This is a genomic window from Aerococcus loyolae (genome assembly GCF_002871915.2).
In the GTDB taxonomy this organism is placed as follows: Bacteria; Bacillota; Bacilli; order Lactobacillales; family Aerococcaceae; genus Aerococcus; species Aerococcus loyolae.
On record NZ_CP126958.1, the window covers coordinates 1,406,274 to 1,428,696 of the forward strand.

Consider the following 22,423-nt stretch of genomic DNA (forward strand, 5'->3'; position numbering starts at 1 on the left):
ATGGAAGGCCTATACTGAAAATACAAACAAACACACAGAAAGGCGGATTCCATGACTCAGTCCCATTGTATACAAAACCTCTTTAATATAAAAGATGAAAATATTGAAATTAAAGATAAAGTAGTGGAAGAAAAGAAAGGTAATATCATCCATAAGGTTATTTTTGGAACTTTAACTACTCAACCTTCTCACTGTTCCCATTGCGGCCATATTAACGAATCACAGGCTGATATCGTTAAAAATTGTTCTTATTCAAGCGATATCTTACTAACAACCATTAATGATGGGCAACCCGTTACTTTGCGTCTTAAAAAGCAACGTTTCTTTTGTAAACACTGCCAAAGGACTTTTAACGCTGAAACTTCCATAGTAACTGCTAATTGTTATATTTCTAACGCGTTAAAAAATGCAATCACCTTTGCTCTCAGTGAGACGATAGCGATGACTCTTATTGGTAAACAACACAATGTTTCCGTATCGACGGTGATTCGACTTCTAGAAGAAAGAGGGAAAGCATTACTACCTAAATTTAATTATTTGCCTCAGTACCTTTCTTTTGATGAATTTAAATCAGTGAAAAATGTCAGTGGTGCGATGAGCTTTATTTTTATTGATCCAGTGAACCATCGGTTAATTGATATTGTTGAAAATCGACAAAAGAGCGAATTAATCCACTACTTTATGCGTTTTTCTTACCAAAGTCGTCAAGCTGTCAAAATAGTTACAATTGATATGTATAGCCCATATATTGAAGTCATCCGCGCTTGTTTTCCTAATGCAAAGATTCTATTTGACCGTTTTCACGTCATTCAACATCTCAATTTGGCAATCAATTCCGTACGTATTCAACTAATGAATCAGATCCGCTATCAATCACCACGTGATTATCGCAAATTAAAGCAGTTATGGAAGTTGCCTTTAAAAAATGAATGGGAACTTGACTTTAAAAACTTATATACTCATCGACTTTTTGACGGTCTCGTTTCAGAACAGATGATTGTTGATTACCTCACCAATTTATCTCCCGAATTATCACGTACCTATACCTACGTTAATCGCCTAAAATATAGTATTTATACCCATGATATCCAGGCCTTTAAAGATTTACTCATTGAAGTCAAGAAATACACTTTTCCACGTAGAGTACGAACCATTTTTCAAACTTTAGAAAGATATCAAGAAGGTATTTGTGCTGCTTTAACGTATACTTTATCTAATGGTCCAATAGAAGGAATGAACAATAAAACCAAACTGATCAAGCGCACAGGGTATGGGTATCGTCGTTTTGATCATTTAAGAATACGTATAATAATGGCCTCTCGATTGGTATGTAATGATTTTCAACCTCGGCCTCTCACTTTTTCAGAAGCGGCATAGTCTTTGTGATACTTATTCGTTATTTATAATATTGCTACCTCACTCTTTGTCTTCGCCTATGGCGAAAAAATAAGAAATAAGAGGTCTTTTAATCATACCCATTTTTCTTTTATCGGCAAATATAAAAAAATGTCATACCATTTCTGATATGACATTAATTAGGTTCTATAATATTTGGTGTTGATGGGAGCCAACGGCTCTTCATTGGCACCATTTTTTTATACACAAAAAGCCATGGAAAGCCTATACTGAAAATACAAACAAACACACAGAAAGGCGGATTCCATGACTCAATCCCATTGTATACAAAATCTCTTTAATATAAAAGATGAAAATATTGAAATTGAAGATAAAGTAGTGGAGGAAAAGAAAGGCAATATCGTTCATAAGGTTATTTTTGGGAACTTAACTAACCAACCTTCTCACTGTTCCCATTGCGGCCATATCAACGAATCACAAGCTGATATCGTTAAAAATGGTTCTTATTCAAGCGATATCTTACTAACAACCATTAATGATGGGCAACCCGTTACTTTGCGTCTTAAAAAGCAACGTTTCTTTTGTAAACACTGCCAAAGGACTTTTAATGCTAAAACTCCCATAGTCACTGCTAATTGTTATATTTCTAACACGCTAAAAAATGCAATCACTTTTGCTCTCAGTGAGACGATAGCGATGACTCTTATTGGTAAACAACACAATGTTTCCGTATCGACGGTGATTCGACTTCTAGAAGAAAGAGGAAAAGCATTACTTCCTAAATTTAATTATTTGCCCCAGTACCTTTCTTTTGATGAATTTAAATCAGTGAAAAATGTCAGTGGTGCGATGAGCTTTATTTTTATTGATCCAGTGAACCATCGGTTAATTGATATTGTTGAAAATCGACAAAAGAGCGAATTAATCCACTACTTTATGCGTTTTTCTTACCAAAGTCGTCAAGCTGTCAAAATAGTTACAATTGATATGTATAGCCCATATATTGAAGTCATCCGCGCTTGTTTTCCTAATGCAAAGATTCTATTTGACCGTTTTCACGTCATTCAACATCTCAATTTGGCAATCAATTCCGTACGTATTCAACTAATGAATCAGATCCGCTATCAATCACCACGTGATTATCGCAAATTAAAGCAGTTATGGAAGTTGCCTTTAAAAAATGAATGGGAACTTGACTTTAAAAACTTATATACTCATCGACTTTTTGACGGTCTCGTTTCAGAACAGATGATTGTTGATTACCTCACCAATTTATCTCCCGAATTATCACGTACCTATACCTACGTTAATCGCCTAAAATATAGTATTTATACCCATGATATCCAGGCCTTTAAAGATTTACTCATTGAAGTCAAGAAATACACTTTTCCACGTAGAGTACGAACCATTTTTCAAACTTTAGAAAGATATCAAGAAGGTATTTGTGCTGCTTTAACGTATACTTTATCTAATGGTCCAATAGAAGGAATGAACAATAAAACCAAACTGATCAAGCGCACAGGGTATGGGTATCGTCGTTTTGATCATTTAAGAATACGTATAATAATGGCCTCTCGATTGGTATGTAATGATTTTCAACCTCGGCCTCTCACTTTTTCAGAAGCGGCATAGTCTTTGTGATACTTATTCGTTATTTATAATATTGCTACCTCACTCTTTGTCTTCGCCTATGGCGAAAAAATAAGAAATAAGAGGTCTTTTAATCATACCCATTTTTCTTTTATCGGCAAATATAAAAAAATGTCATACCATTTCTGATATGACATTAATTAGGTTCTATAATATTTGGTGTTGATGGGAGCCAACGGCTCTTCATTGGCACCATTTTTTTATACACAAAAAGCCATGGAAAGCCTATACTGAAAATACAAACAAACACACAGAAAGGCGGATTCCATGACTCAATCCCATTGTATACAAAATCTCTTTAATATAAAAGATGAAAATATTGAAATTGAAGATAAAGTAGTGGAGGAAAAGAAAGGCAATATCGTTCATAAGGTTATTTTTGGGAACTTAACTAACCAACCTTCTCACTGTTCCCATTGCGGCCATATCAACGAATCACAAGCTGATATCGTTAAAAATGGTTCTTATTCAAGCGATATCTTACTAACAACCATTAATGATGGGCAACCCGTTACTTTGCGTCTTAAAAAGCAACGTTTCTTTTGTAAACACTGCCAAAGGACTTTTAATGCTAAAACTCCCATAGTCACTGCTAATTGTTATATTTCTAACACGCTAAAAAATGCAATCACTTTTGCTCTCAGTGAGACGATAGCGATGACTCTTATTGGTAAACAACACAATGTTTCCGTATCGACGGTGATTCGACTTCTAGAAGAAAGAGGAAAAGCATTACTTCCTAAATTTAATTATTTGCCCCAGTACCTTTCTTTTGATGAATTTAAATCAGTGAAAAATGTCAGTGGTGCGATGAGCTTTATTTTTATTGATCCAGTGAACCATCGGTTAATTGATATTGTTGAAAATCGACAAAAGAGCGAATTAATCCACTACTTTATGCGTTTTTCTTACCAAAGTCGTCAAGCCGTCAAAATCGTTACAATTGATATGTATAGCCCGTATATCGAAGTCATCCGCGCTTGTTTTCCCAATGCAAAAATTCTATTTGACCGTTTTCATGTCATTCAACATCTCAATTTGGCCATCAATTCCGTACGTATTCAGCTAATGAATCAGATTCGCTATCAATCACCACGTGATTATCGCAAATTAAAGCAGCTATGGAAGTTGCCTTTAAAAAATGAATGGGAACTTGACTTTAAAAACTTATATACTCATCGACTTTTTGACGGTCTCGTTTCAGAACAGATGATTGTTGATTACCTCACCAATTTATCTCCCGAATTATCGCGCACCTATACTTACGTTAATCGCCTAAAATATAGTATTTATACCCATGATATTCAGTCCTTTAGAGACTTGCTTATTGAAGTCAAGAAATACACATTTCCACGTAGAGTACGAACCATTTTTCAAACGTTAGAAAGATATCAAGAAGGTATTTGTACAGCTTTAACGTATACTTTATCTAACGGTCCAATAGAAGGAATGAACAATAAAACGAAACTGATTAAGCGCACAGGATATGGGTATCGTCGTTTTGATCATTTAAGAATACGTATAATAATGGCCTCTCGATTGGTATGTAATGATTTTCAACCTCGGCCTCTCACTTTTTCAGAAGCAGCATAGTCTTTGTGATACTTATTCATTATTTATGATATTGCTTTCTTACTCTTTATTTTCGCCTATGGCGAAAAAACAAGAAATAAGAGGTCTTTTAATCGTCCCCATTTTTCTTTGATCGGCAAATATTAAAAAATGTCATACCAGTTCTGATATGACATTAATTATATAAATTCTCATCAACACGATTTGACAAAGAACCATTAATTATAAATATTCTCATCAACACTATTTGACAAAGAACCAAAAAAGCCCTAGCGTATATCCACTAAAGCTTATCCTTAATATATTATTCCTTTTATCCACTTTCTGTTCTTCAGATAGGATTACTTAGGATCGCGACCAATAATCCGAACTTCCGTTTCCAGAGTCACATCAAATTCTTTTTTAATCACTTCTTGAACGTGGTGGATCACCGCCAGATAATCAGCAGCTGTTGCATGGTCAATATTTACAATAAAACCGGCATGTTTTTTTGATACTTGAGCCCCACCAACCGTATAACCTTGAAGGTCAGCGGCTTGAACGAGTTGGCCAGTAAAGTGCCCCTTGGGACGCTTAAAGACGCTACCACAAGAAGGCAGGTCGAGGGGTTGTTTGGATTCACGGAGTTGGGTTAAGTGGTCCATTCTGCCCTTAATTTGGTCATAATCGCCCGGTTTGAGGTCAAAAACCACACTCACCACACAGTCGCCATTATCTTGGATAATACTGTGGCGGTAGGAAAAGTTTAAGTCTTCATTAGTATAAGTCTTTAAGTTACCAAACTTATCAACCACTTGGACACTTAGGGGAAGATCTTTAATCTCGCCATCGTAGGCGCCAGCATTCATATAGATTGCTCCCCCAACACTACCAGGGATCCCACAAGCAAATTCCAGTCCCGTTAAAGCCGCATCACGAGCAGCCCGAGTCACGTCAATAATGCGCGCTCCCGCCTCAGCGAAGACCTGATGATCTTTCACTCCAATGGCTGCCATTTGGGTCAGCATAAAGACGATTCCTTCAATACCCCCATCGCGGACGATGACATTACTAGAATTTCCCATCACCATAAAGGGCAGCTGGAGTTCATTGGCCTTTTTGATCATGGCTTGGAGTTCCTGGCTGCTTTGGGGAAAGACCAAGAGATCAGCCGGGCCGCCGGTTTTCGTATAGGCATAGCGCTTCAGCGGTTCATTGATTTTAATATGTTCTGGGCTAAAAGCATCGATAAAGGCTTGAAAATCCATCTGTATTCCTCGCTTCTTCTTAATCAGAGTAGGTCATTTTTTAGGTTAAATCCTTACTCTTATCACAAATGTTATGATAGCATAAAATAGTCTTTTAATTTAGCCCCAAAAGGACATTTAAGCTTTTCTTATCCTAGCCATCATTAACGGTTTACCAGAAAGGAAATTTTCATGAACAAATCACGTCGTCAAGCCCTACTTATGACTGCCCTGAGCTTAATCTATGCCACTTACCAACTGCAAAAGCCCGCTGATCAACTGAATGGCTACCACCTGTTTTTGGGTCACTTGATTCCGATTGTTGCCACTGTCTTTGCCCTTAATGAGAAGAAGGTCGGTCTCAAGTGGACCCTAGTTGCTATTAATCTATTCCTGCTAGCCATTATGATCTATGTCTTTTGGATGTCGTAAAAATATTAATCAAGCACTTAAAAAGAGCTGCCATTACCGGCAACTCTTTTTTCTTATTTAATCATTAGTATTCATCACTTGCAGGTAAGTCAGCGTCTGCAACTTGTTGGTCATTTAAGACACTTAGGCCCATGATTAGGGTATCTTGAAAGTCTCCTTGGGCATATTGCCCTCCAGGAATACGTCCCAGCTCTTCAAAATGAAATTTCTCATAAAGCTTAATGGCCCGGACATTGTTGACATTCACTTCCAGACGGATATAGCGCAAAATCGGACTTTCCTTGGCCCAGCCCAGCATATCTTCCATTAAGACATGGCTCAAGCCTAAACTCCAAAAGCGTCTGAGAATAGAAATACCTAATTCTCCCACATGCTCTTCCTTGGAGCCTTCAGGGGCACCGATTGAAGCTACCCCGATAATCTCATCGTCTAATAAGGCAATCAGAACCCGGTTATTCAAGCTTTCTTGGATACTTTTTAAATACCTTTGCTCTTGTTCCTGGTTGATACCGAGGCCTTGGGAGGTAAAACTGAGAAAATCAGACTCGCCACCCACTTTTTTGTAAAAGTCTAAAAGGGCCTTGGCATGTTTTTGTTCTGCGTCTACTAAGGTAATTTGTATTTCTTCACGTTTCATGCTTATTCTGCCAAACTTTCTAATAATTCTGCTGCTAATTCCTTACCGCGTCCACCATTATGTGCTAAGCTAATCCGACGCTCGATATCCGATTCCTTATGAATAGTCAGCCACAGGTAAGGCGTTTCTAAGTCTTCCCTAATGAACTGGGGCCATTCAATCACAGTCACCCCGTCGCCATCTAGGTATTCTTCAATCCCCAAGCCTTCAGCGCCCGTTTCCTCTAAACGATAGGCATCCATGTGGTAGAGGGGTAAGCGGCCCATTTGGTATTCGCGCATAATGGTAAAAGTCGGACTCTTAATCGCCTTATCAATCCCTAAAGCATGGGCAAAATAGCCCGTAAAGGTAGTCTTGCCCGCTCCTAGGTCTCCTTCTAGGCAGATGACATCCCCAGCTTGAACCAAGTCGGCTAATTTTTGGGCAGTTTTCTCGGTATCTTCTTCGTTATGCCATTTGATCTCTGACATGCTTTCACCTCAATACTCTCTTGTCTCTTTTTTATAGACTCCCTTCCATTTTAGCATGGGAAGCAAAAGCTGCCTAGTTTTTCATCATTTATTGACCGATCTTCTTCATGGCAGTTAGCTAGCCTGCATATTCTAAGCTTAATCCTTCCTGTTTTTGCTATAATAGGCGTAAACTAAGTACAAAGAAGGGATTATCATGAAAGAAGAAGTGCAAGCACAAGCGCGGAATTTGATAGAAGAACTAATCGATAAGGCTCAGCTAAAGTCCGGAATGACCGTAGTGGTTGGTTGCTCCACCAGTGAAATTATGGGGGAAAGAATTGGGACGGACTCTCAACCCGAAATTGGAAAAGCGGTTTTCGACGCCATCCACCAAAGCCTAGACCAAGCCGGAATTTACCTAGCCAGCCAATGTTGTGAGCACCTTAACCGGGCCATTGTCACTGAACGAGAAGCCCGTCCTTTTGCTCCCACAGTGAATGTGGTCCCCCAACCCAAGGCGGGTGGGTCATTTTCCACCGCTGCCTACCAAGCCTTCCAAGATCCCATCGTGATTGAAGAAATTCAAGCCGATGCTGGGATTGATATTGGGAACACCTTGATTGGTATGCACCTCAAACCAGTGGCTGTTCCCTTGCGCTTAGAAAACCACCGGATCGGTTCCGCCTGGGTCAACGCTGCCCGCACCCGTCCAAAATTCATTGGAGGCGAACGCGCCCACTACAATGGCCAATTAAAATGGTAAATTGCAATATCAAGTGCATATTTATTTTAAAAAATCCCAGTGTCATGCCAAATAACTAAAAAGCTGATAAAGTCAATAATTCTTGGCCCGTTTTTCTCTAGCTTAAAGTGCTTGATTATCATTTAGAGATTCAGGGTGGGGCTGTCAAGGTGGAGAGCGAAGCGGACCTTGACTGGCCCACACTGAATCTCTATGCTTTGTTAAGCACTTTAGCCTGCTTCTTTAAGCGTTTCCTGAAGTTTCGCAACTTCTAGGTTATAACAGTCGTTAGGGGTTTGATAATCTAAGACCTTTCTAAAGCGATTATTTATTGTATTCGTATAGTGTGCGAGTTCCTGGTATGTCAGCTTTTTAAAGCTTGTCCCTTTGGGCAAGAATTCTCTTAACATGCGATTATGTCTCTCATTACTGCCTTTTTCCCAAGCTGAATAGGCATGGGCGAAAAAGACTTCCAAATCCTTCAGAGCATACTCAAGCTGAGATAGTTTAGAAAATTCACTGCCGTTATCGGTCGTTAAGGTTTTAAAACACGCTTGACCCTCTTTAAGAATCACCTTTTTAACCGATTTTACAATGGAATCTGCATCCCACTTCCAAGTCTTCTTGGTGAGGAATTTTCGCGTTTTCCGTTCAACTAGAGTAATAAGACATGGCTCTCCTTTAGTCTTCTTTCCTATCACGAGGTCAAGCTCCCAGTGACCAAATTCTTCTCTTGAAAGGACGTCTGGGCATCGCTGATCAATGCTTTTTCCAAATACCTTTTTATTCGTCCCACGCGGTTCACTAGGTTGTTTTCTTGGACGAATCCTTGTTTTCATAGGAAGATCAATATTCCTCACATTTAATAAACCAAGATTGATATATTTATACATGGTTTTGGTGCAAGGAACTCTTTCTAAAGGGTGTTTTCTGCGGTAATCATGAATAAACGTATCAACACTGAAAATACGGTCTTCTTTAGGTGTCAGTAAGGCTTCCTCAAAGGCTTTAATGAAGTTAGATTTTCCATACAAAGCGCCTCTGGCTTTAGAATTTGACCGATTATCTTTATAAACACGCGAGCCAGTTTCTGCAAGATAGACATCAACGTAGGTATGATCATAGTTCATTTGACGTGTTTTTCCACGTTTTAGTTCACGAGATATGGTGCATTGATTGACGCCAACGGCGTCAGCAATCTCTTTCTGTTTATGTCCTTCTTGGTGCATTGCTTGGATAATTCCGCGTTTTTCTGCAGAAAGGTGTGTATATGATCTAGGTTTCGTGTTAGAATGTTTCATAGCCAGTGAGTGCTCCTTTACTTGGGTTTAGACGCTTTTAAGTATAGAGCATCACTGGTTTTTTGTCGTCCTTTTCTCTATGCACTTCATTTTACAATTTACCGGCCAATTAAAATAATTATTTCCATAATAAAAACACTTGCCCGATACGCCACATCTAGCCCCAGCCTGGCTAGACTATCTGTGGTATTGGCAAGTGTTTTTTTACTTATTTTTTTAATCGTCTTTATGCCGGTTAGTTAAAAATCGGGTCATCCGTTTGAAAAAATTAGGTGAAGACGGGGTAATCCGCATAACACTCTCATTGCGGCGACTTTCGGCTTCTTGCATCATTTGTTCTTGCGAGTTGATAGGCTTATCGCCAGATTTGACATGACGATAAACACCATCACTACCTAATTCTCTCGCTTTTTGATTATCGGCTAATTCCACTTCTAAGAAATGGATAATTTGGGCTTCAATATCTTGGTCAATAATCGGAAACTCAATTTCCACCCGGCGAATCATATTTCTGGTCATCATATCCGCGGAAGAGAGGAAGACATGTTTTTGACCATTACGGTAGAAGTAATAGATCCGACTGTGTTCCAAGAAGCGGCCCACGATCGAGCGCACCCGAATATTTTCTGATAGGCCTTCAACTTGGGGACGTAAACAACAAATTCCCCGAATAATCAGATCAATTTGTACCCCGGCCTGACTCGCCTCATAGAGTTTTTTGATGAGGGGTTTATCGGTCAAGGAGTTCATCTTAGCAATAATACGCCCATTGCCGTATTTCTTCTGATTTTCAATCTCTTCATCAATGTAATCCGTCAAGGAGTCACGAATGGCAAAAGGCGAAACATGGAGAGCCTCATAATCAGGCACTTCACTATAGCCACTCAGGAAGTTGAAGAACTTGGACCCATCACTGGTCAAGGCTTCATTAGTCGACAGAATTCCCATATCCGTGTATTGTTTAGCGGTTTTGTCGTTGTAGTTCCCGGTTCCTAGGTGGATGTAACGTTGGATTTTTCCGGCTTCCCGTCTCACCACCAGAGTAATTTTACTGTGGGTTTTGAGTTCACTTAGGCCATAAAGGACGTGACAGCCGGCATCTTCAAGTTCTCTAGCCCAGTGAACATTGTTCTCTTCGTCAAAGCGGGCCTTTAGTTCCACTAAGACCGTGACTTCCTTACCGTTTTCTGCTGCCTTCTTCAAGGATTTGACAATCGGCGAATGCTTGGATACCCGGTAGAGGGTCATTTTGATGGCTACTGTTTTTGGGTCTGAAGCCGCATGGTCGACAAAGGATAAGATCGGTTTAAAGGAGTCGTAAGGATGATGGAAGAATAAGTCTCCCTTTTTAATGAGTTGGTAGAGATTTTCACCATGGTAGTTGGGATATTCTACCGGTTCAAAATCGGGATACATCCATTCAGGGTGGTCTTCACTGATATCATCAACCAGGTCAAATAAGAAAGTCAAATCAAGCGGTCCATTAATGGGGTAAAGCCCCTCTTCCGGCACCTTCAAATACGGTTGGACGGTCGCTAAGAAATCTTCATTATTGTGGTCATTTGGGGTCTCCCAGCGGGTATCCCATTCGATCCGGACAGTTTTTCCGTGTAGGCGGTTTTTAACATGGTCTTCCATCACGTCCAAGAGGTCCATGACATCGTCTTCATTTAATTCAAAGTCAGCATTCCGGGCAATCCGAAATGGAATCCGACGTTTAATGGTATAACCCTTGAAGAGTGCATTTAGGCCATGGATGACGACATCTTCTACTAAAACATAAGCCTTGCCTTCGCCTTCATCTAAAGTGAGGTAACGCTTGAGTAGGGTCGGAATTGGAACAACAGCAATATAGGAATTCTGATCCTTCTCTAATTCCACTAAAATATTCAAGGCATGATTTTTTAAATGTGGGAAAGGTCGGTAGGCATCAATACCGATGGCCGTTAAGGTGGGCAAAATCAGTTCTTCAAATTGCTCTTTTACTTGTGCTTTTTGTGCCTCACTGAGATCAGCTACTGATTTAAGGTGGTAACCCTTTTCATCCAATAGTTCTACCATGTCGTGGTAGCGAGTATATTGGGCTTTCACATTACGTGTATTACGGTCATGGATACCTTGCATTAACTGCTTAGGTGACATTTGGGTTTTGTTTTCAGCAACTTGCACGCCATCAAGGTATTGATTATAAACCCCTGCAAAGCGAACCATAATAAACTCATCTAAGTTAGAACTGACAATCCCTAAAAAATTTAATTGTTCTAACAAGGGATTGTTGGGATCACTGGCTTCTTCAACGCAACGATAGTTAAAATCTAACCAACTCAGCTCCCGATTATAATAATAATGAGCAGCTGAGTTTTCAGCCTGCAAGGATTGGGTATTTTTTTGATTATTGCTAGTGGTTGACATACTGCACTCTCCTCCATTTTAATGCACAAGTAATACGACAATGTCGATAAAAACAGATAGAAATTATGTGTCAAATCGATGATTAAACGCCAGTAAGAACGTTAGCCAGCCAGGATTCAATTAAAATTTAACTTTTAATACTTATTCATCAAGGCTAGCCAGGGGAATAAATTCTAAACTTAAGCTCCCATCTAAGGCCCGACTGAGGTGTTTCTTATGGCGGTTGGCCCGGTATTTTTCGGTAATTATAGGCTCTGTATGGTAGATTTTCAACAAGTAATTGCCATCTTCATCACGTTCTAAGCGTAATTTTTTGACTGGATCAGTTTTGGAGTAATTTAAGGCTTGGGCAAAGCGAATCATTCCGCCCACTTTCATTAAGTGGTCTTCTTCTTCCTCACTAAACCAATCCTTGAAATTAGTCATATAAAGTTGGAAGAGCGACCGATTCTTATAAGAACTCAAGAGCGCTAAACGTACCCGGTCCAAATGAGAAAAGCCGAGGAGATTGGTGTTAGAGAGCAAGTAGAAGGTGTGTTGGGAATCGGCCTCCCGACTGACAAAACTAGCAAAGCGATAGAGGTAGGCCGCAAATTCGATCATTTCTCTTTCTTCATCGTCAAAAGTAAATTGATCCAAATCACACATTTGTTGGTAGAGACTCAAACAAAGATCAACGTGTTGTTGGGTCCCCGCTGAGTTAAAAGGCAGGTCATGAGCAATTTTTCTGGTTGAACGCAGGCGGATGAGCTGGGTATCAATCGGAGTATTATAATTCTTATTAATATCCTCTAAGATAATCCCTTCCCGCAGGCCTTGGGTGGAAACTGTGAAATTTTTCGCCTTTGCCAATTTGAAGAGTTCAATAAAGGCAATCAAAGCCGGTACGATCAAATCCGTCCGTTCAGTACTCAAGCCTTCAATATCATCTAAATCCTTAGGCTTGGTATCTAAAACCATATCCAAGGTTTCTTCTAAATCATCTAAAGTCATTTGATAACCGTGGAGCCCCGCAATCGGATAATTATGCATGCGCTGATGCATTTCGGCCACATTACGGACTGAGCCCCCAATCCCAATTAAAGGCAACTTAGCCTTCTTGATCCAGGATTCTTGCTTAAATTGACTACGGATATAATCCCTAGCCGCCTCAATAGCATCTTCATCATTATGGTCCTTATTCTTAAAAAAGCGTTCACGAATATAGACCACACCAAATGGAAAACTATGGAAGGTATCCATGGCCTTGTCTTGATACTTGGTTACCTCACAAGATCCCCCACCAATATCAATAGTGAGCGCATCTGGAATAGTAATGGCATGCATGACGGCATACTGGCCAAAACGGGCCTCTTCTTCCTCAGAAATAATCTCAATGGTGATGCCGGTTTTTTCTTTGACACGGTCGATAATTTCTTCTTGGTTAGCCGATTGCCGGACGGCTGCCGTAGCCAGGGCTTTGATTTCATCCACTTTAAAGTTTTTGATAATCGTTGCAAAGTCATCTAAGGCAGTGATTAAGCGCTGGATACCAGTATCGCTCATGTATTTTTTATCATCTTTTTCAATGAGGTATTGGCTCAATTGTGACGGCACTTTGACGTTTTGAAGTTCTTCAAAATTATACCAGTCATCAATCCCATAGATAACAAGACGGATGGTGTTTGACCCAATATCAATAATCGCTTTTCGCTCTTGAAACATGACATAGTCCTTCCTATTATAAAAATGCCAAGGACTCTCCTTGAAATTCAATTTTATTATAACGAATCTCAGTCCCCGGCTCAATTATTTAACTTCTTAAAGTACAATTTGACCTGCTTAGAAAAACTTAAATGGCCTTAATCATATGATAATGCGGATGTCCCCCAATAATCAATTCCGAAATGGTTTCAAAGCCGAGGCGTTGGTAAAGCGTCAGGGCGCGTTGGTTATGGAAGTCCACATTTAAGGAGAGTTTGTGATAATTTTTTTCACGGCCGACTTGGCTGAGATGGGCGATTAATTGGCGGGCATAGCCCTTGCCTTCTTCTCCCTGCTTGGTAGCCAGGGAATCGAGATAGAATTCATCCACCAAGGCTTCAGTTTCTGCGTAGCTTCTGGGAATTTGGTCAAGGGAATAGCCCATTTCTAGCATGGTAGTCTCCAGGGGACTCTCAATAATAGGATCCAAGACACCTGGATAAGCATAGGCAACAGCCACTAATTGGTCGGCTTCAAAAACCCCATAGCCGTGCGCATAACCATAACGGTAATAGGGTTTCTTCATGGCTTGAGCGATAATTTTGCCACTAGTTTCCCAACCATATTCATTAATTAAAGGTTCATCTAAGTGTTCTAAGATGACCTTAATCACCTGGTAACTGGCCTGGGTATCCGATACTGTTAACTGTCTAATTTCCATAAATATTTTTTCCCCTTTTCTAAATTTGTGTCCTCTTGCTTTAGTATAGACAAGCCTAGCCGAGTCTGCAAATTTCCTTACTTTGATTGAATGATCCGGTCAAAAGTCCCCTATAAAATAAAAATCCAAGGCCTGTAAAAACAGTCACTTGGATTTTCAGTAGTCTTTAATGGACATTGATCGTATAATTTTCCTGTATGTTGGGGTCCATATTTAATATTTCTTTAATGGTCTTTTCAGTATTTTGCTTGGCAGTTTCCAATAAACCCTTATCCTTAGCTTCTTCTTCTGAGGCTTTCTTTTGTTCATTGGTGAAATTCGCATAGTCATCCACCGTCATCTTATTGAAAATCGAGGCCTCTTCATCAAAAACTTTAACCGAATCGCTATCGATATCATGGGAGAGAATCTTCACCTCAGGCAGGGTGACATCAATAGTTTGGTCTTGAACCTGAACATCAATTGCGCTGAGATCGATTCCGACATGGATCACCCCGTCATAGGAAACAATAAATTTTTTCGTGGTGAAGGGCAAGTTCCAGTTATAGAATTTTCTTTGGTTTTCAAACGAGGCTGTATTGGTGTAGAAGTATTTGGTCGTGGTTAACTCCTTGGCTTGTTCTAAACGGTTACCCACTAATTCTGAAGTAATTTCTGTCTGGCTATCCTGCTTACCGAGATAATGACCGCCAATAAAGGCAACTGCTAGTAATCCTAAGATGATCACTAGGGCCCCTAAAAATTTCTTAAATCGTCGCATATATTCCCTCTTTTCTGATAATCATTATAGCAAAAAGTCAGCCAATCGCACCTTTTTAGCTTAGCTAACCCTATAGCGATAAAAAGCCCTTACCTTGGGGCAAGGGCTCATATTTATCGTAGTCTTTTCTCAGTCTTAATTTTCGTTTAAGCCTGCTTGTAGGGCAGTGACGATAGCTAACTTGTAGGCATCTTCTTCGTTACAGCCACGTGATAGGTCATTTACGGGCTTAGCCATTCCTTGTAGGATTGGTCCAATGGCTTCAAAGCCACCGAAGCGTTGAGCAATCTTGTAACCAATATTTCCTGATTGGATTTCTGGGAAAATAAGCACTTTGGCATGTCCGGCTACTTTTGAGCCAGGAGCTTTCTTTTCCCCAACAGCTGGAACCAGAGCCGCGTCAAATTGTAATTCGCCGTCAACATTGAAGTCTTCAGGCGCATTTTCTTGAGCGATCTTAGTTGCTTGGGCAGCCTTTTCTTGTTCTGGAGAAGAAGCTGAGCCCTTGGTTGAGAATGACAAGAAGGCAATATCCGGTTCCACGTCAAATAATTTAGCGGTTTCCCCTGTCACTAAACCAATTTCCGCTAAGGTTTCAGCGTCTGGACTAATGGTGATCGCACAGTCACCCATCATGTATTTTTCTTCACTGCCGTCTTCTTTAGGACGGGTCAATAAGAAAGCACCAGAAACGTTTTTTACACCGGCCTTAGTCTTGATGATTTGTAAAGCAGGACGTACGGTATCACCAGTCGCATGGGCAGCTCCTGAGACTAAACCGTCACTTTTACCCATGTAAACGAGCATGGTACCAAAGTAGTTGACGTCTTTAAGCATTTCACGTGCTTGTTCTTCAGTAGCCTTGCCTTTACGACGTTCAACAAAGGCTTGGACCATTTCTTCATAAGCATCATAGTTATCAGGATCGACGATTTCAATCCCAGATAGGTCAATGCCGCGGTCTTTAGCTTGAGAATGAATTTCATCAGGGTTACCTACTAAAATAGGAACTAAGAGGTCGTCAGCTTTTAAGCGAGCTGCAGCCCCTTGGATCCGTTCATCAGTAGCTTCTGGAAAAACGATACGCGTTTGCTTTCCTTTAATTTTTGCTTTTAATTCATCAAATAAAGCCATTTCTCTACCTCCATAAATTATTTAGATTCTAATTTTAGTTTACCATAAAATTAGCTTTTCTAATAATCATATGCAAAAAGTACAAAGAAAAAGAGCGCCCCTCCAGCTTGCCTATTACGAATAGGATCGGCATATGAAGGGGCGCTCACAATTTCATCAATATAATGATTTATCCTAGACTATTGCCAGAAATCCAATTTTTGGGGATCAAGGCCAATATCCTTGGCTCGAAAGACTGGATTTTTACCAGCACGCCTTTGTTTATGGTAATCATTTAAAGCCGCAATGGCCTGCTTACTTAAAAGTAAAATGGCCGGTAAGTTAATTAAAGCCATCAGGGCCATTAGAATATCTGCAGTCATCCACGCTAAGGTCGATTCTTGTAAGGCTCCTAAGAAGACCACCAGGATGAAAAAGATTCTAAAGAGACGCATAATCCCAGGTCTTGGTGTTCCTTTAAAGATATAGGCAATATTATTATCCACATAATATAAGTTCCCAATTAAAGTGGTAAAACCAAAGAGCATGAGCGATACCGTAATAAAGATATTCCCAAAGTTTCCAAAGACGGTAGCGAGGGAAGCTTGGACGTAAGCCGCACCAGATAATTCTTCTGCAGGAGTTATTCCTGAACTTAAACACATGAAGGCAGTTGCTGAACAAATTAACAAGGTATCGATAAAGACCGAAATCATTTGTACCAGCCCTTGCTTAACCGGATGGGACACATGGGCTGAAGCTGCTGCATTAGGAGCTGAACCGATCCCTGCCTCATTGGAAAAGAGACCGCGCTTGATTCCATACATCATACTAGACCCAGCAATTCCTGAAAAGATGGCCTTGAAGTTAAAGGCATCCTTAAAAATTAAAGTAAAGATGGTGGGCAGGTAATTCAAGTTAAAGAGGATCATAATCAAAGCGACCCCCACATAAATGGTCCCCATAAAAGGAACTAAAAAGCTAGTGAAGGAAATAATCCGTTTGCCTCCACCCAAGATACAATAGCCGGTCACCAAAGCCAAGACCCCACCAACAATTAAAGGCGTCCATTGAGCATGATAAAAGTCATAGACTTGAAAGGAGTCTTGCAAATTATAGGCAGCCAGCATATTAAAACCAACTGCGTAAGTCAAAATTAAGAACACGGAAAAGATAATACCTAGTCCCCGGTTATGGAGGGCCGTTTCAATATAATGGGAGGGGCCCCCATAAGAATCCCCAGTTGGCGTCTTCTTCTTGTAAATTTGAGCTAGGGTAGATTCAATAAAGGCCGAAGATCCGCCAATAATAGCCACTAGCCACATCCAAAAGACCGCCCCATAGCCGCCTAAACAAATCGCTGTTGAGACACCGACAATATTTCCGGTTCCTACCCGTGAAGCCGTTGAAACCATTAAGGCCTGGAATGAAGATACCGAATCTTCTTTTTCGGGTTTTTCCATAATTACCCCAATTGCTTCCTTAAAATCTCTAATTTGGACCCCCTTAGTGCGGAAGGTAAAATAAAGACCAATTCCTAAAAGCAAGACAATTAAAATCGGGTAATAAAGGACATTGCTGATTGGTGTCAGAAAATTAATCAGTTGTTCAGTCACTGAAGTCAGCTCCTTTTTATCAATTAAAAGTTTTTACCTTACTAGATTAGCGAAAAGGGCGATAAATAGCAATGGTTTTTTGTAATGAATTTTAACATCGTTTTAAATTTAAATCTCCCGCTAAAAAAAGAACCTTGACTTATCAAGGTTCTTTAAAGATAGCCTTTATTAGCAATGTTAGCTTTACTGCCACACCCTTGGCACTTGCTTAGCAGCTAGCTGATTGAATCTTAATCGCGAATTTTTGCTTGTAATTCATTAGCAAGGGCTGCTTTGACCTTAGCAAAGTCTTCATTGACTTCTTCATCTACCAAAGTCGCTTCTGGGTTCAGATAAGTGAGTTGATAAGCTACCGATTTTTGACCATCTTGGATATGGTCGCCGCGGTAAATATCAAAGAGTTTAACATTAACCAGATAGCTATTGGCTGCTTTTTGAATGGTTGCCACAATTTCAGCATGACTCACTTCTTCAGCCACTACCATAGCAATATCGCGGCTGATGCTTGGATATTTTGCCAGAGGTTCTTGGATCACTTGGTGCTCTGGCAAGTCATAGATGGCTTGTAAGTTAAACTCAGCCACAAAACTTTGGCTATTGAGGTCATAGTCCTTGGTAATTTGAGGGTGGAGTTGGGCGAGGTAACCAATGGTTAGCCATTTTCCTTGGTTTTCCACTTGCACCAGAGCTGTACGACCCGGATGCGTATCCGGTAGGTCGGTTCTTTGTTGGTAGCGGATTTGTCCAGCTAAAATGTAAGAAGCTAGTAACGCCTCAACCGCGCCCTTCATATCATAGAAGTCAACCGCTTGGGCTTTACCTTGCCAGCTATCACCTTCAACATCACCGGTCCACAAGGCTGCCAGATGGCTTTCTTCCCGAGGCAGGTCATCTTCTAACTCATCATTATAGAAGACCCGGCCAATTTCATAGATTTGGACGTCCTTCACCTTACGAGCCAGGTTGTATTGGGCAATATCTAATAAACTGGTCAGTAAGTTAGTCCGCATATAACGGCGTTCGTCACTCATCGGAAAGTCCAGGGCTACCGCTTCATGGGCTTGGGCTTGAAGGACATCAAGTTTCTTCTCACTGGTTAAACTATAAGAAATCACTTGGTCAAAGCCTAGCGCTTCCATGGTCCGATGGCTTTGACGTTCAAATTTTTGCCAGTCGTTTAAGCCAATTTTCACCGGTTGGACGGGTGAAATTCGGGAAGGAATCTTATCGTAACCATAGATACGGGCGACTTCTTCCACTAAATCAGCTGGAATAGAAATATCCCAACGTCTAGTAGGAACGGACACGGTAAATTCATCAGCGTCACCTTCAACCGGGAAACCTAACCGTCTAAAGGATTCTTTGACCTCTTCAAAACTGATTTCCATACCTAGGAGACTGGTAATATAATCTAAATTGGTCGTCACTTCTTTATCTTTAATGTCAAGGTGAGATACCCGGGCGCGTCCCTTAACCGCTTGTCCACCCGCCCAGTCTTCCATCAATTGGGCTGCATAGGCGCCAGCTTCATCGATAGTGGCAATATTTAAGCCACGTTCATTTCTTAAACTGGACTCACTTCTAAGGGCTAAGCGTCTGGCCGTGCGACGGATATGGGAGGAGTTAAACATGGCGGATTCAATCAAAACGGTGGTGGTATTGTCATCAATCTCAGTAGACAAGCCCCCCATCACTCCAGCTAGGGCAATGGGCTCTTGGCCGTCAGTAATGACTAAGTCGTCATCCGTTAAGTCTCTTTCCACACCGTCTAAGGTCACTAATTTTTCCCCAGTTTTAGCTAGACGAGGGGCAATGGTTTTGGATTGCAACTTATCATAGTCAAAGGCATGGAGGGGTTGGCCGTATTCCAATAAGACATAGTTGGTAGCATCAACCACATTATTAATCGGACGGATACCTTCCTTCATGAGGCGGATTTGTACCTCAATCGGGCTGGCTTGAATTTTGACATCCTTAACCAAATGAGCAGTGTAGTGAGGGAAAAGATCACTATCAGAAATTTCAACAGTGACCTCGCCACTTAAATCGCTCCCCGCTTCAAAGGCTTGGTCATCATAGGTATTGACATCGATGGAACGGTCATAGATAGCACTTAATTCATAGGCAACCCCCCGCATGGATAGGGCATCGGCCCGGTTAGGGGTGATATCAAGGTCTAAGACTGTATCTTCTAAGCCTAAGTATTCTTTAATATCTTGGCCTAGGGGAGCGTCTTCCGGTAAAATCATAATCCCATTAGCAAATTCTTTGGGAATCACATTTTCGCTGAAGCCGAGTTCCTGTAAAGAACATAACATTCCGTTAGACTCTTGGCCCCGCAATTTCCCCTTCTTGATCTTTTGGTTACCAGTCACACGGGCCCCATGTAAAGCAACGATAACCTTCTGGCCGGCTGCCACATTAGGGGCGCCACAAACAATTTGTAAGGGCTCTTTCTGGCCGACATCCACTTGGCAAACGTGCAAGCTGTCTGCATTGGGGTGTTTTTCCACCGTCAAGGTCTTTCCAACAACAATTTTCTTCAAGCCGGAAAAATCTTGGTTCAAGCCATCGACTTCCAGACCGGTCCGTGATAAGTCTTCTGCTAAAGCTTCATCTTGAATATCTTTAATATCTACAAATTCATTTAACCAATTACGTGATGCTAACATGTCAGTCATTACCCTCTTTCTTGAAATTGATGAATAAAGCGGAGATCGTTTTGGTAGAAATGACGGATATCTTCAATCCCGTATTTCAACATGGCTACCCGGTCTGGTCCCAGTCCAAAGGCAAAGCCACTGTATTCTTCACTATCAATCCCTGACATTTCTAGGACATTAGGATGGACCATACCCCCACCGAGAATTTCAATCCAACCGGTTTTCTTACAGATATTGCAGCCTTGACCACCACATTTAAAGCAAGAGATGTCTATTTCAACAGAAGGTTCGGTAAACGGGAAGTAAGAGGGACGTAGACGCACTTGGCGGTCAGCCCCAAAGAGATGGCGGGCAAACAATTCCAGGGTTCCCTTTAAGTCTGAGAGACCGATATTTTTATCAACCACTAAACCTTCAATTTGGTGGAATTGGTGGGAGTGGGTAGCGTCATCAGAGTCCCGGCGGTAAACCTTACCTGGACTAATCATTTGTAAAGGCCCCTTTGAAAAATCATGTTGGTCCATAGCATGGGCTTGGACTGGTGAAGTATGGGTCCGTAAGAGTACCTGATTCTTTTCAATATAGAAGGTATCTTGCATATCGCGGGCCGGGTGATCTTCTGGTAGGTTCATCCGCTTGAAATTGTAATAATCAGATTCAATCTCTGGTCCTTCGACAATGATATAACCCAGGTCTAAGAAGAGGTCTTCAATTTCTTCCATAACTTGGCTAATCACATGTTGGCTGCCTAATTTTTGCTGCTTACCAGGCAGGGTCACATCAATGGTTTCCGCCATTAATTTTTGGTTAAGGGCTTCTTCTTCTAAAACAACTTGTTTTTGGTCAAGCTCTTTAGCCACTTTATTTTTCAATTCATTGGCATAAGCCCCAACTTTAGGGCGGTCACTGGGGTCAATATCCTTCATATGCCGCAAAGCTTCGGTGATCGGCCCCTTTTTCCCTAGGTACTTCACGCGAATGGCTTGCACATCGTCAAGGCTAGAAATGCTTTGAATTTCTTCAGCGATTTGCCCTTCAATTGCTTGTAAATTGCTAATTATATCCATGCTTAAACTCCTTTTTATAACGATTATGTGAGAATTTTTCCACAAAAAAAGTCTCTCATTCCCAATAGGGACGAGAGACCGCGGTACCACCCTAGTTTTTACTCAGTTTGCTTAAAGCAAACGAATAAACCCTTCATTTCAGGCGATAACGTGCCCAGTCGTGGTACCTTTTGACTGCTGTCGCCCGGTACCTACTCCAGAAGTGAAAAATTCCCCGCTTACCTGTAAGAAACTCTCAATCGGTGATTTCTCTTCCTGTCACAGGCTATGATAAGGAACCGTCTTCTATCAACGTATTCATTAAGGATAATTGTAGCCGTTAAATTGGCTTTCGTCAACAAATAATCTGGCAGGGGTTAAAAAAAGAGTCTGGGATTTTTGTCCCAGACTCTTTTAAAATACGAACTATCTAATCAAAACGTGTTCCAAAAGTCAGCCCTGACGTCCACTTCACAAACTATGTGCGATAGGCTTTCACCTATCTTCCATAGTTTGTTCCAGTGGTTCAGGGCTCTTTTGACTTTTGTCACACTCTCTCCTTTTTAAACGTGTTCCGGGTGCAAGGCAAGCGTCCACTTCACTAAAGGACAAGGAATTCTCTTTAAGAATTCATTAGTCCTTTAGTTCCAGTGGTCTTGCCTTTTTGCGCACCCGTCACACTCTCTACTTATCTAACTCAATCCATTGGTCAGACCAGGAATGTAGTGAGGTTAAGACGGTTTCAAGGTCTTGACCTTTTTGAGTGAGGGCATAGTAAGTATATTTATGACAATCATTACATTGGGTCACCCGTTCAAGGATTCCTAGACAGGTCAGTTCTCTTAACCGTTCGGTCAGTACCCGATCAGAAATCCCATCAATATGGTCACGTAATTCAGAAAAACGAAGTGGGCCTTTGAGTAAGCTTTGAATGATTAAACCATTCCATTTCTTTCCTAATAATTGGAAACCTTGCTCAAACTTGCGACACAGAGAAGGAATGTGCTGTTCACTCAAGCGGTCACTTCCTTTCTTAATAAA

18 protein-coding genes are annotated in these 22,423 nt (G+C 40.9%); 5 read left to right on the plus strand and 13 right to left on the minus strand.

Features of this window, described 5'->3' with window-relative positions; all coding sequences use genetic code 11:
- The first annotated feature begins 51 nt into the window (after positions 1-51).
- The 3 genes from CJ190_RS06345 (at position 52) to CJ190_RS06355 (ending at position 4,599) form a co-directional block, all read left to right on the plus strand.
- Complete coding sequence (locus tag CJ190_RS06345) at positions 52-1,377, plus strand: ISL3 family transposase (protein WP_101562134.1); 1,326 nt, start codon at positions 52-54, stop codon at positions 1,375-1,377.
- Between the two features lie 285 nt (positions 1,378-1,662).
- A complete protein-coding gene (locus CJ190_RS06350; protein WP_284614185.1) occupies positions 1,663-2,988 on the plus strand; it encodes an ISL3 family transposase in 1,326 nt (441 codons plus the stop codon).
- A 285-nt stretch (positions 2,989-3,273) separates the two neighbouring features.
- Positions 3,274-4,599, plus strand: coding sequence for an ISL3 family transposase (locus CJ190_RS06355; protein WP_101562096.1), 1,326 nt, complete (start codon positions 3,274-3,276; stop codon positions 4,597-4,599).
- Positions 4,600-4,919: 320 nt separating this feature from the next.
- On the opposite strand, the gene murB is transcribed toward CJ190_RS06355, so the two are convergent.
- Positions 4,920-5,825: a UDP-N-acetylmuramate dehydrogenase gene (gene murB / locus CJ190_RS06360; RefSeq protein WP_064293283.1), complete on the minus strand. Its 906-nt coding sequence runs from the start codon at positions 5,823-5,825 to the stop codon at positions 4,920-4,922.
- 171 nt (positions 5,826-5,996) lie between these two features.
- Here murB and CJ190_RS06365 point away from each other — a divergent pair, with 171 nt between their 5' ends.
- Positions 5,997-6,236: a hypothetical protein gene (locus CJ190_RS06365; RefSeq protein ID WP_064293284.1), complete on the plus strand. Its 240-nt coding sequence runs from the start codon at positions 5,997-5,999 to the stop codon at positions 6,234-6,236.
- A 64-nt stretch (positions 6,237-6,300) separates the two neighbouring features.
- On the opposite strand, the gene CJ190_RS06370 is transcribed toward CJ190_RS06365, so the two are convergent.
- Together CJ190_RS06370 and tsaE are read right to left on the minus strand one after the other, a co-directional pair.
- On the minus strand, positions 6,301-6,873 hold the full coding sequence (locus CJ190_RS06370) for a GNAT family N-acetyltransferase (RefSeq protein WP_064293285.1): 573 nt from the start codon (positions 6,871-6,873) through the stop codon (positions 6,301-6,303).
- A 2-nt stretch (positions 6,874-6,875) separates the two neighbouring features.
- The gene (gene tsaE, locus CJ190_RS06375; protein ID WP_064293286.1) at positions 6,876-7,343 is read right to left on the minus strand and encodes a tRNA (adenosine(37)-N6)-threonylcarbamoyltransferase complex ATPase subunit type 1 TsaE; all 468 of its coding nucleotides are present in this window, start codon (positions 7,341-7,343) and stop codon (positions 6,876-6,878) included.
- 196 nt (positions 7,344-7,539) lie between these two features.
- Here tsaE and CJ190_RS06380 point away from each other — a divergent pair, with 196 nt between their 5' ends.
- Positions 7,540-8,088 (plus strand): TIGR01440 family protein, encoded by a 549-nt coding sequence (locus CJ190_RS06380; protein WP_101562129.1) that lies wholly within the window; start codon positions 7,540-7,542, stop codon positions 8,086-8,088.
- Positions 8,089-8,297: 209 nt separating this feature from the next.
- Here CJ190_RS06380 and CJ190_RS06385 read toward each other — a convergent pair whose 3' ends face one another.
- The 10 genes from CJ190_RS06385 to CJ190_RS06430 all read right to left on the minus strand — a co-directional run bounded on the left by CJ190_RS06385 (position 8,298) and on the right by CJ190_RS06430 (position 22,399).
- Positions 8,298-9,368 (minus strand): IS30 family transposase, encoded by a 1,071-nt coding sequence (locus CJ190_RS06385; protein WP_101562109.1) that lies wholly within the window; start codon positions 9,366-9,368, stop codon positions 8,298-8,300.
- Between the two features lie 216 nt (positions 9,369-9,584).
- Entirely contained in the window at positions 9,585-11,780 is a 2,196-nt protein-coding gene (locus CJ190_RS06390; RefSeq protein WP_064293288.1) for an RNA degradosome polyphosphate kinase, read from the minus strand.
- 141 nt (positions 11,781-11,921) lie between these two features.
- Complete coding sequence (gene ppx, locus CJ190_RS06395; RefSeq protein WP_070598421.1) at positions 11,922-13,484, minus strand: exopolyphosphatase; 1,563 nt, start codon at positions 13,482-13,484, stop codon at positions 11,922-11,924.
- A 127-nt stretch (positions 13,485-13,611) separates the two neighbouring features.
- Positions 13,612-14,184, minus strand: coding sequence for a GNAT family N-acetyltransferase (locus CJ190_RS06400; protein ID WP_064293290.1), 573 nt, complete (start codon positions 14,182-14,184; stop codon positions 13,612-13,614).
- A gap of 166 nt (positions 14,185-14,350) precedes the next feature.
- On the minus strand, positions 14,351-14,944 hold the full coding sequence (locus CJ190_RS06405) for a DUF4230 domain-containing protein (RefSeq protein ID WP_064293291.1): 594 nt from the start codon (positions 14,942-14,944) through the stop codon (positions 14,351-14,353).
- A gap of 135 nt (positions 14,945-15,079) precedes the next feature.
- Positions 15,080-16,078, minus strand: a complete 999-nt coding sequence (gene pta / locus CJ190_RS06410; protein ID WP_064293142.1) for a phosphate acetyltransferase — start codon at positions 16,076-16,078, stop codon at positions 15,080-15,082.
- Between the two features lie 179 nt (positions 16,079-16,257).
- Positions 16,258-17,673 (minus strand): alanine/glycine:cation symporter family protein, encoded by a 1,416-nt coding sequence (locus CJ190_RS06415; protein ID WP_064293143.1) that lies wholly within the window; start codon positions 17,671-17,673, stop codon positions 16,258-16,260.
- Between the two features lie 230 nt (positions 17,674-17,903).
- A complete protein-coding gene (gene pheT, locus CJ190_RS06420; protein WP_070598423.1) occupies positions 17,904-20,345 on the minus strand; it encodes a phenylalanine--tRNA ligase subunit beta in 2,442 nt (813 codons plus the stop codon).
- 8 nt (positions 20,346-20,353) lie between these two features.
- Positions 20,354-21,403: a phenylalanine--tRNA ligase subunit alpha gene (pheS, locus tag CJ190_RS06425; RefSeq protein WP_064293144.1), complete on the minus strand. Its 1,050-nt coding sequence runs from the start codon at positions 21,401-21,403 to the stop codon at positions 20,354-20,356.
- Between the two features lie 663 nt (positions 21,404-22,066).
- Positions 22,067-22,399, minus strand: a complete 333-nt coding sequence (locus CJ190_RS06430) for a winged helix-turn-helix transcriptional regulator (protein WP_064292551.1) — start codon at positions 22,397-22,399, stop codon at positions 22,067-22,069.
- Between the last annotated feature and the right edge of the window lie 24 nt (positions 22,400-22,423).

Bases quoted from the DNA above. Each gene is read 5' to 3' on its own strand.
- CJ190_RS06345 (WP_101562134.1), top strand. From the start codon at position 52: ATGACTCAGTCCCATTGTATACAAAACCTCTTTAATATAAAAGATGAA.
- CJ190_RS06350 (WP_284614185.1), top strand. From the start codon at position 1,663: ATGACTCAATCCCATTGTATACAAAATCTCTTTAATATAAAAGATGAA.
- CJ190_RS06355 (WP_101562096.1), top strand. From the start codon at position 3,274: ATGACTCAATCCCATTGTATACAAAATCTCTTTAATATAAAAGATGAA.
- murB (WP_064293283.1), bottom strand. From the start codon at position 5,825: ATGGATTTTCAAGCCTTTATCGATGCTTTTAGCCCAGAACATATTAAA.
- CJ190_RS06365 (WP_064293284.1), top strand. From the start codon at position 5,997: ATGAACAAATCACGTCGTCAAGCCCTACTTATGACTGCCCTGAGCTTA.
- CJ190_RS06370 (WP_064293285.1), bottom strand. From the start codon at position 6,873: ATGAAACGTGAAGAAATACAAATTACCTTAGTAGACGCAGAACAAAAA.
- tsaE (WP_064293286.1), bottom strand. From the start codon at position 7,343: ATGTCAGAGATCAAATGGCATAACGAAGAAGATACCGAGAAAACTGCC.
- CJ190_RS06380 (WP_101562129.1), top strand. From the start codon at position 7,540: ATGAAAGAAGAAGTGCAAGCACAAGCGCGGAATTTGATAGAAGAACTA.
- CJ190_RS06385 (WP_101562109.1), bottom strand. From the start codon at position 9,368: ATGAAACATTCTAACACGAAACCTAGATCATATACACACCTTTCTGCA.
- CJ190_RS06390 (WP_064293288.1), bottom strand. From the start codon at position 11,780: ATGTCAACCACTAGCAATAATCAAAAAAATACCCAATCCTTGCAGGCT.
- ppx (WP_070598421.1), bottom strand. From the start codon at position 13,484: ATGTTTCAAGAGCGAAAAGCGATTATTGATATTGGGTCAAACACCATC.
- CJ190_RS06400 (WP_064293290.1), bottom strand. From the start codon at position 14,184: ATGGAAATTAGACAGTTAACAGTATCGGATACCCAGGCCAGTTACCAG.
- CJ190_RS06405 (WP_064293291.1), bottom strand. From the start codon at position 14,944: ATGCGACGATTTAAGAAATTTTTAGGGGCCCTAGTGATCATCTTAGGA.
- pta (WP_064293142.1), bottom strand. From the start codon at position 16,078: ATGGCTTTATTTGATGAATTAAAAGCAAAAATTAAAGGAAAGCAAACG.
- pheT (WP_070598423.1), bottom strand. From the start codon at position 20,345: ATGTTAGCATCACGTAATTGGTTAAATGAATTTGTAGATATTAAAGAT.
- pheS (WP_064293144.1), bottom strand. From the start codon at position 21,403: ATGGATATAATTAGCAATTTACAAGCAATTGAAGGGCAAATCGCTGAA.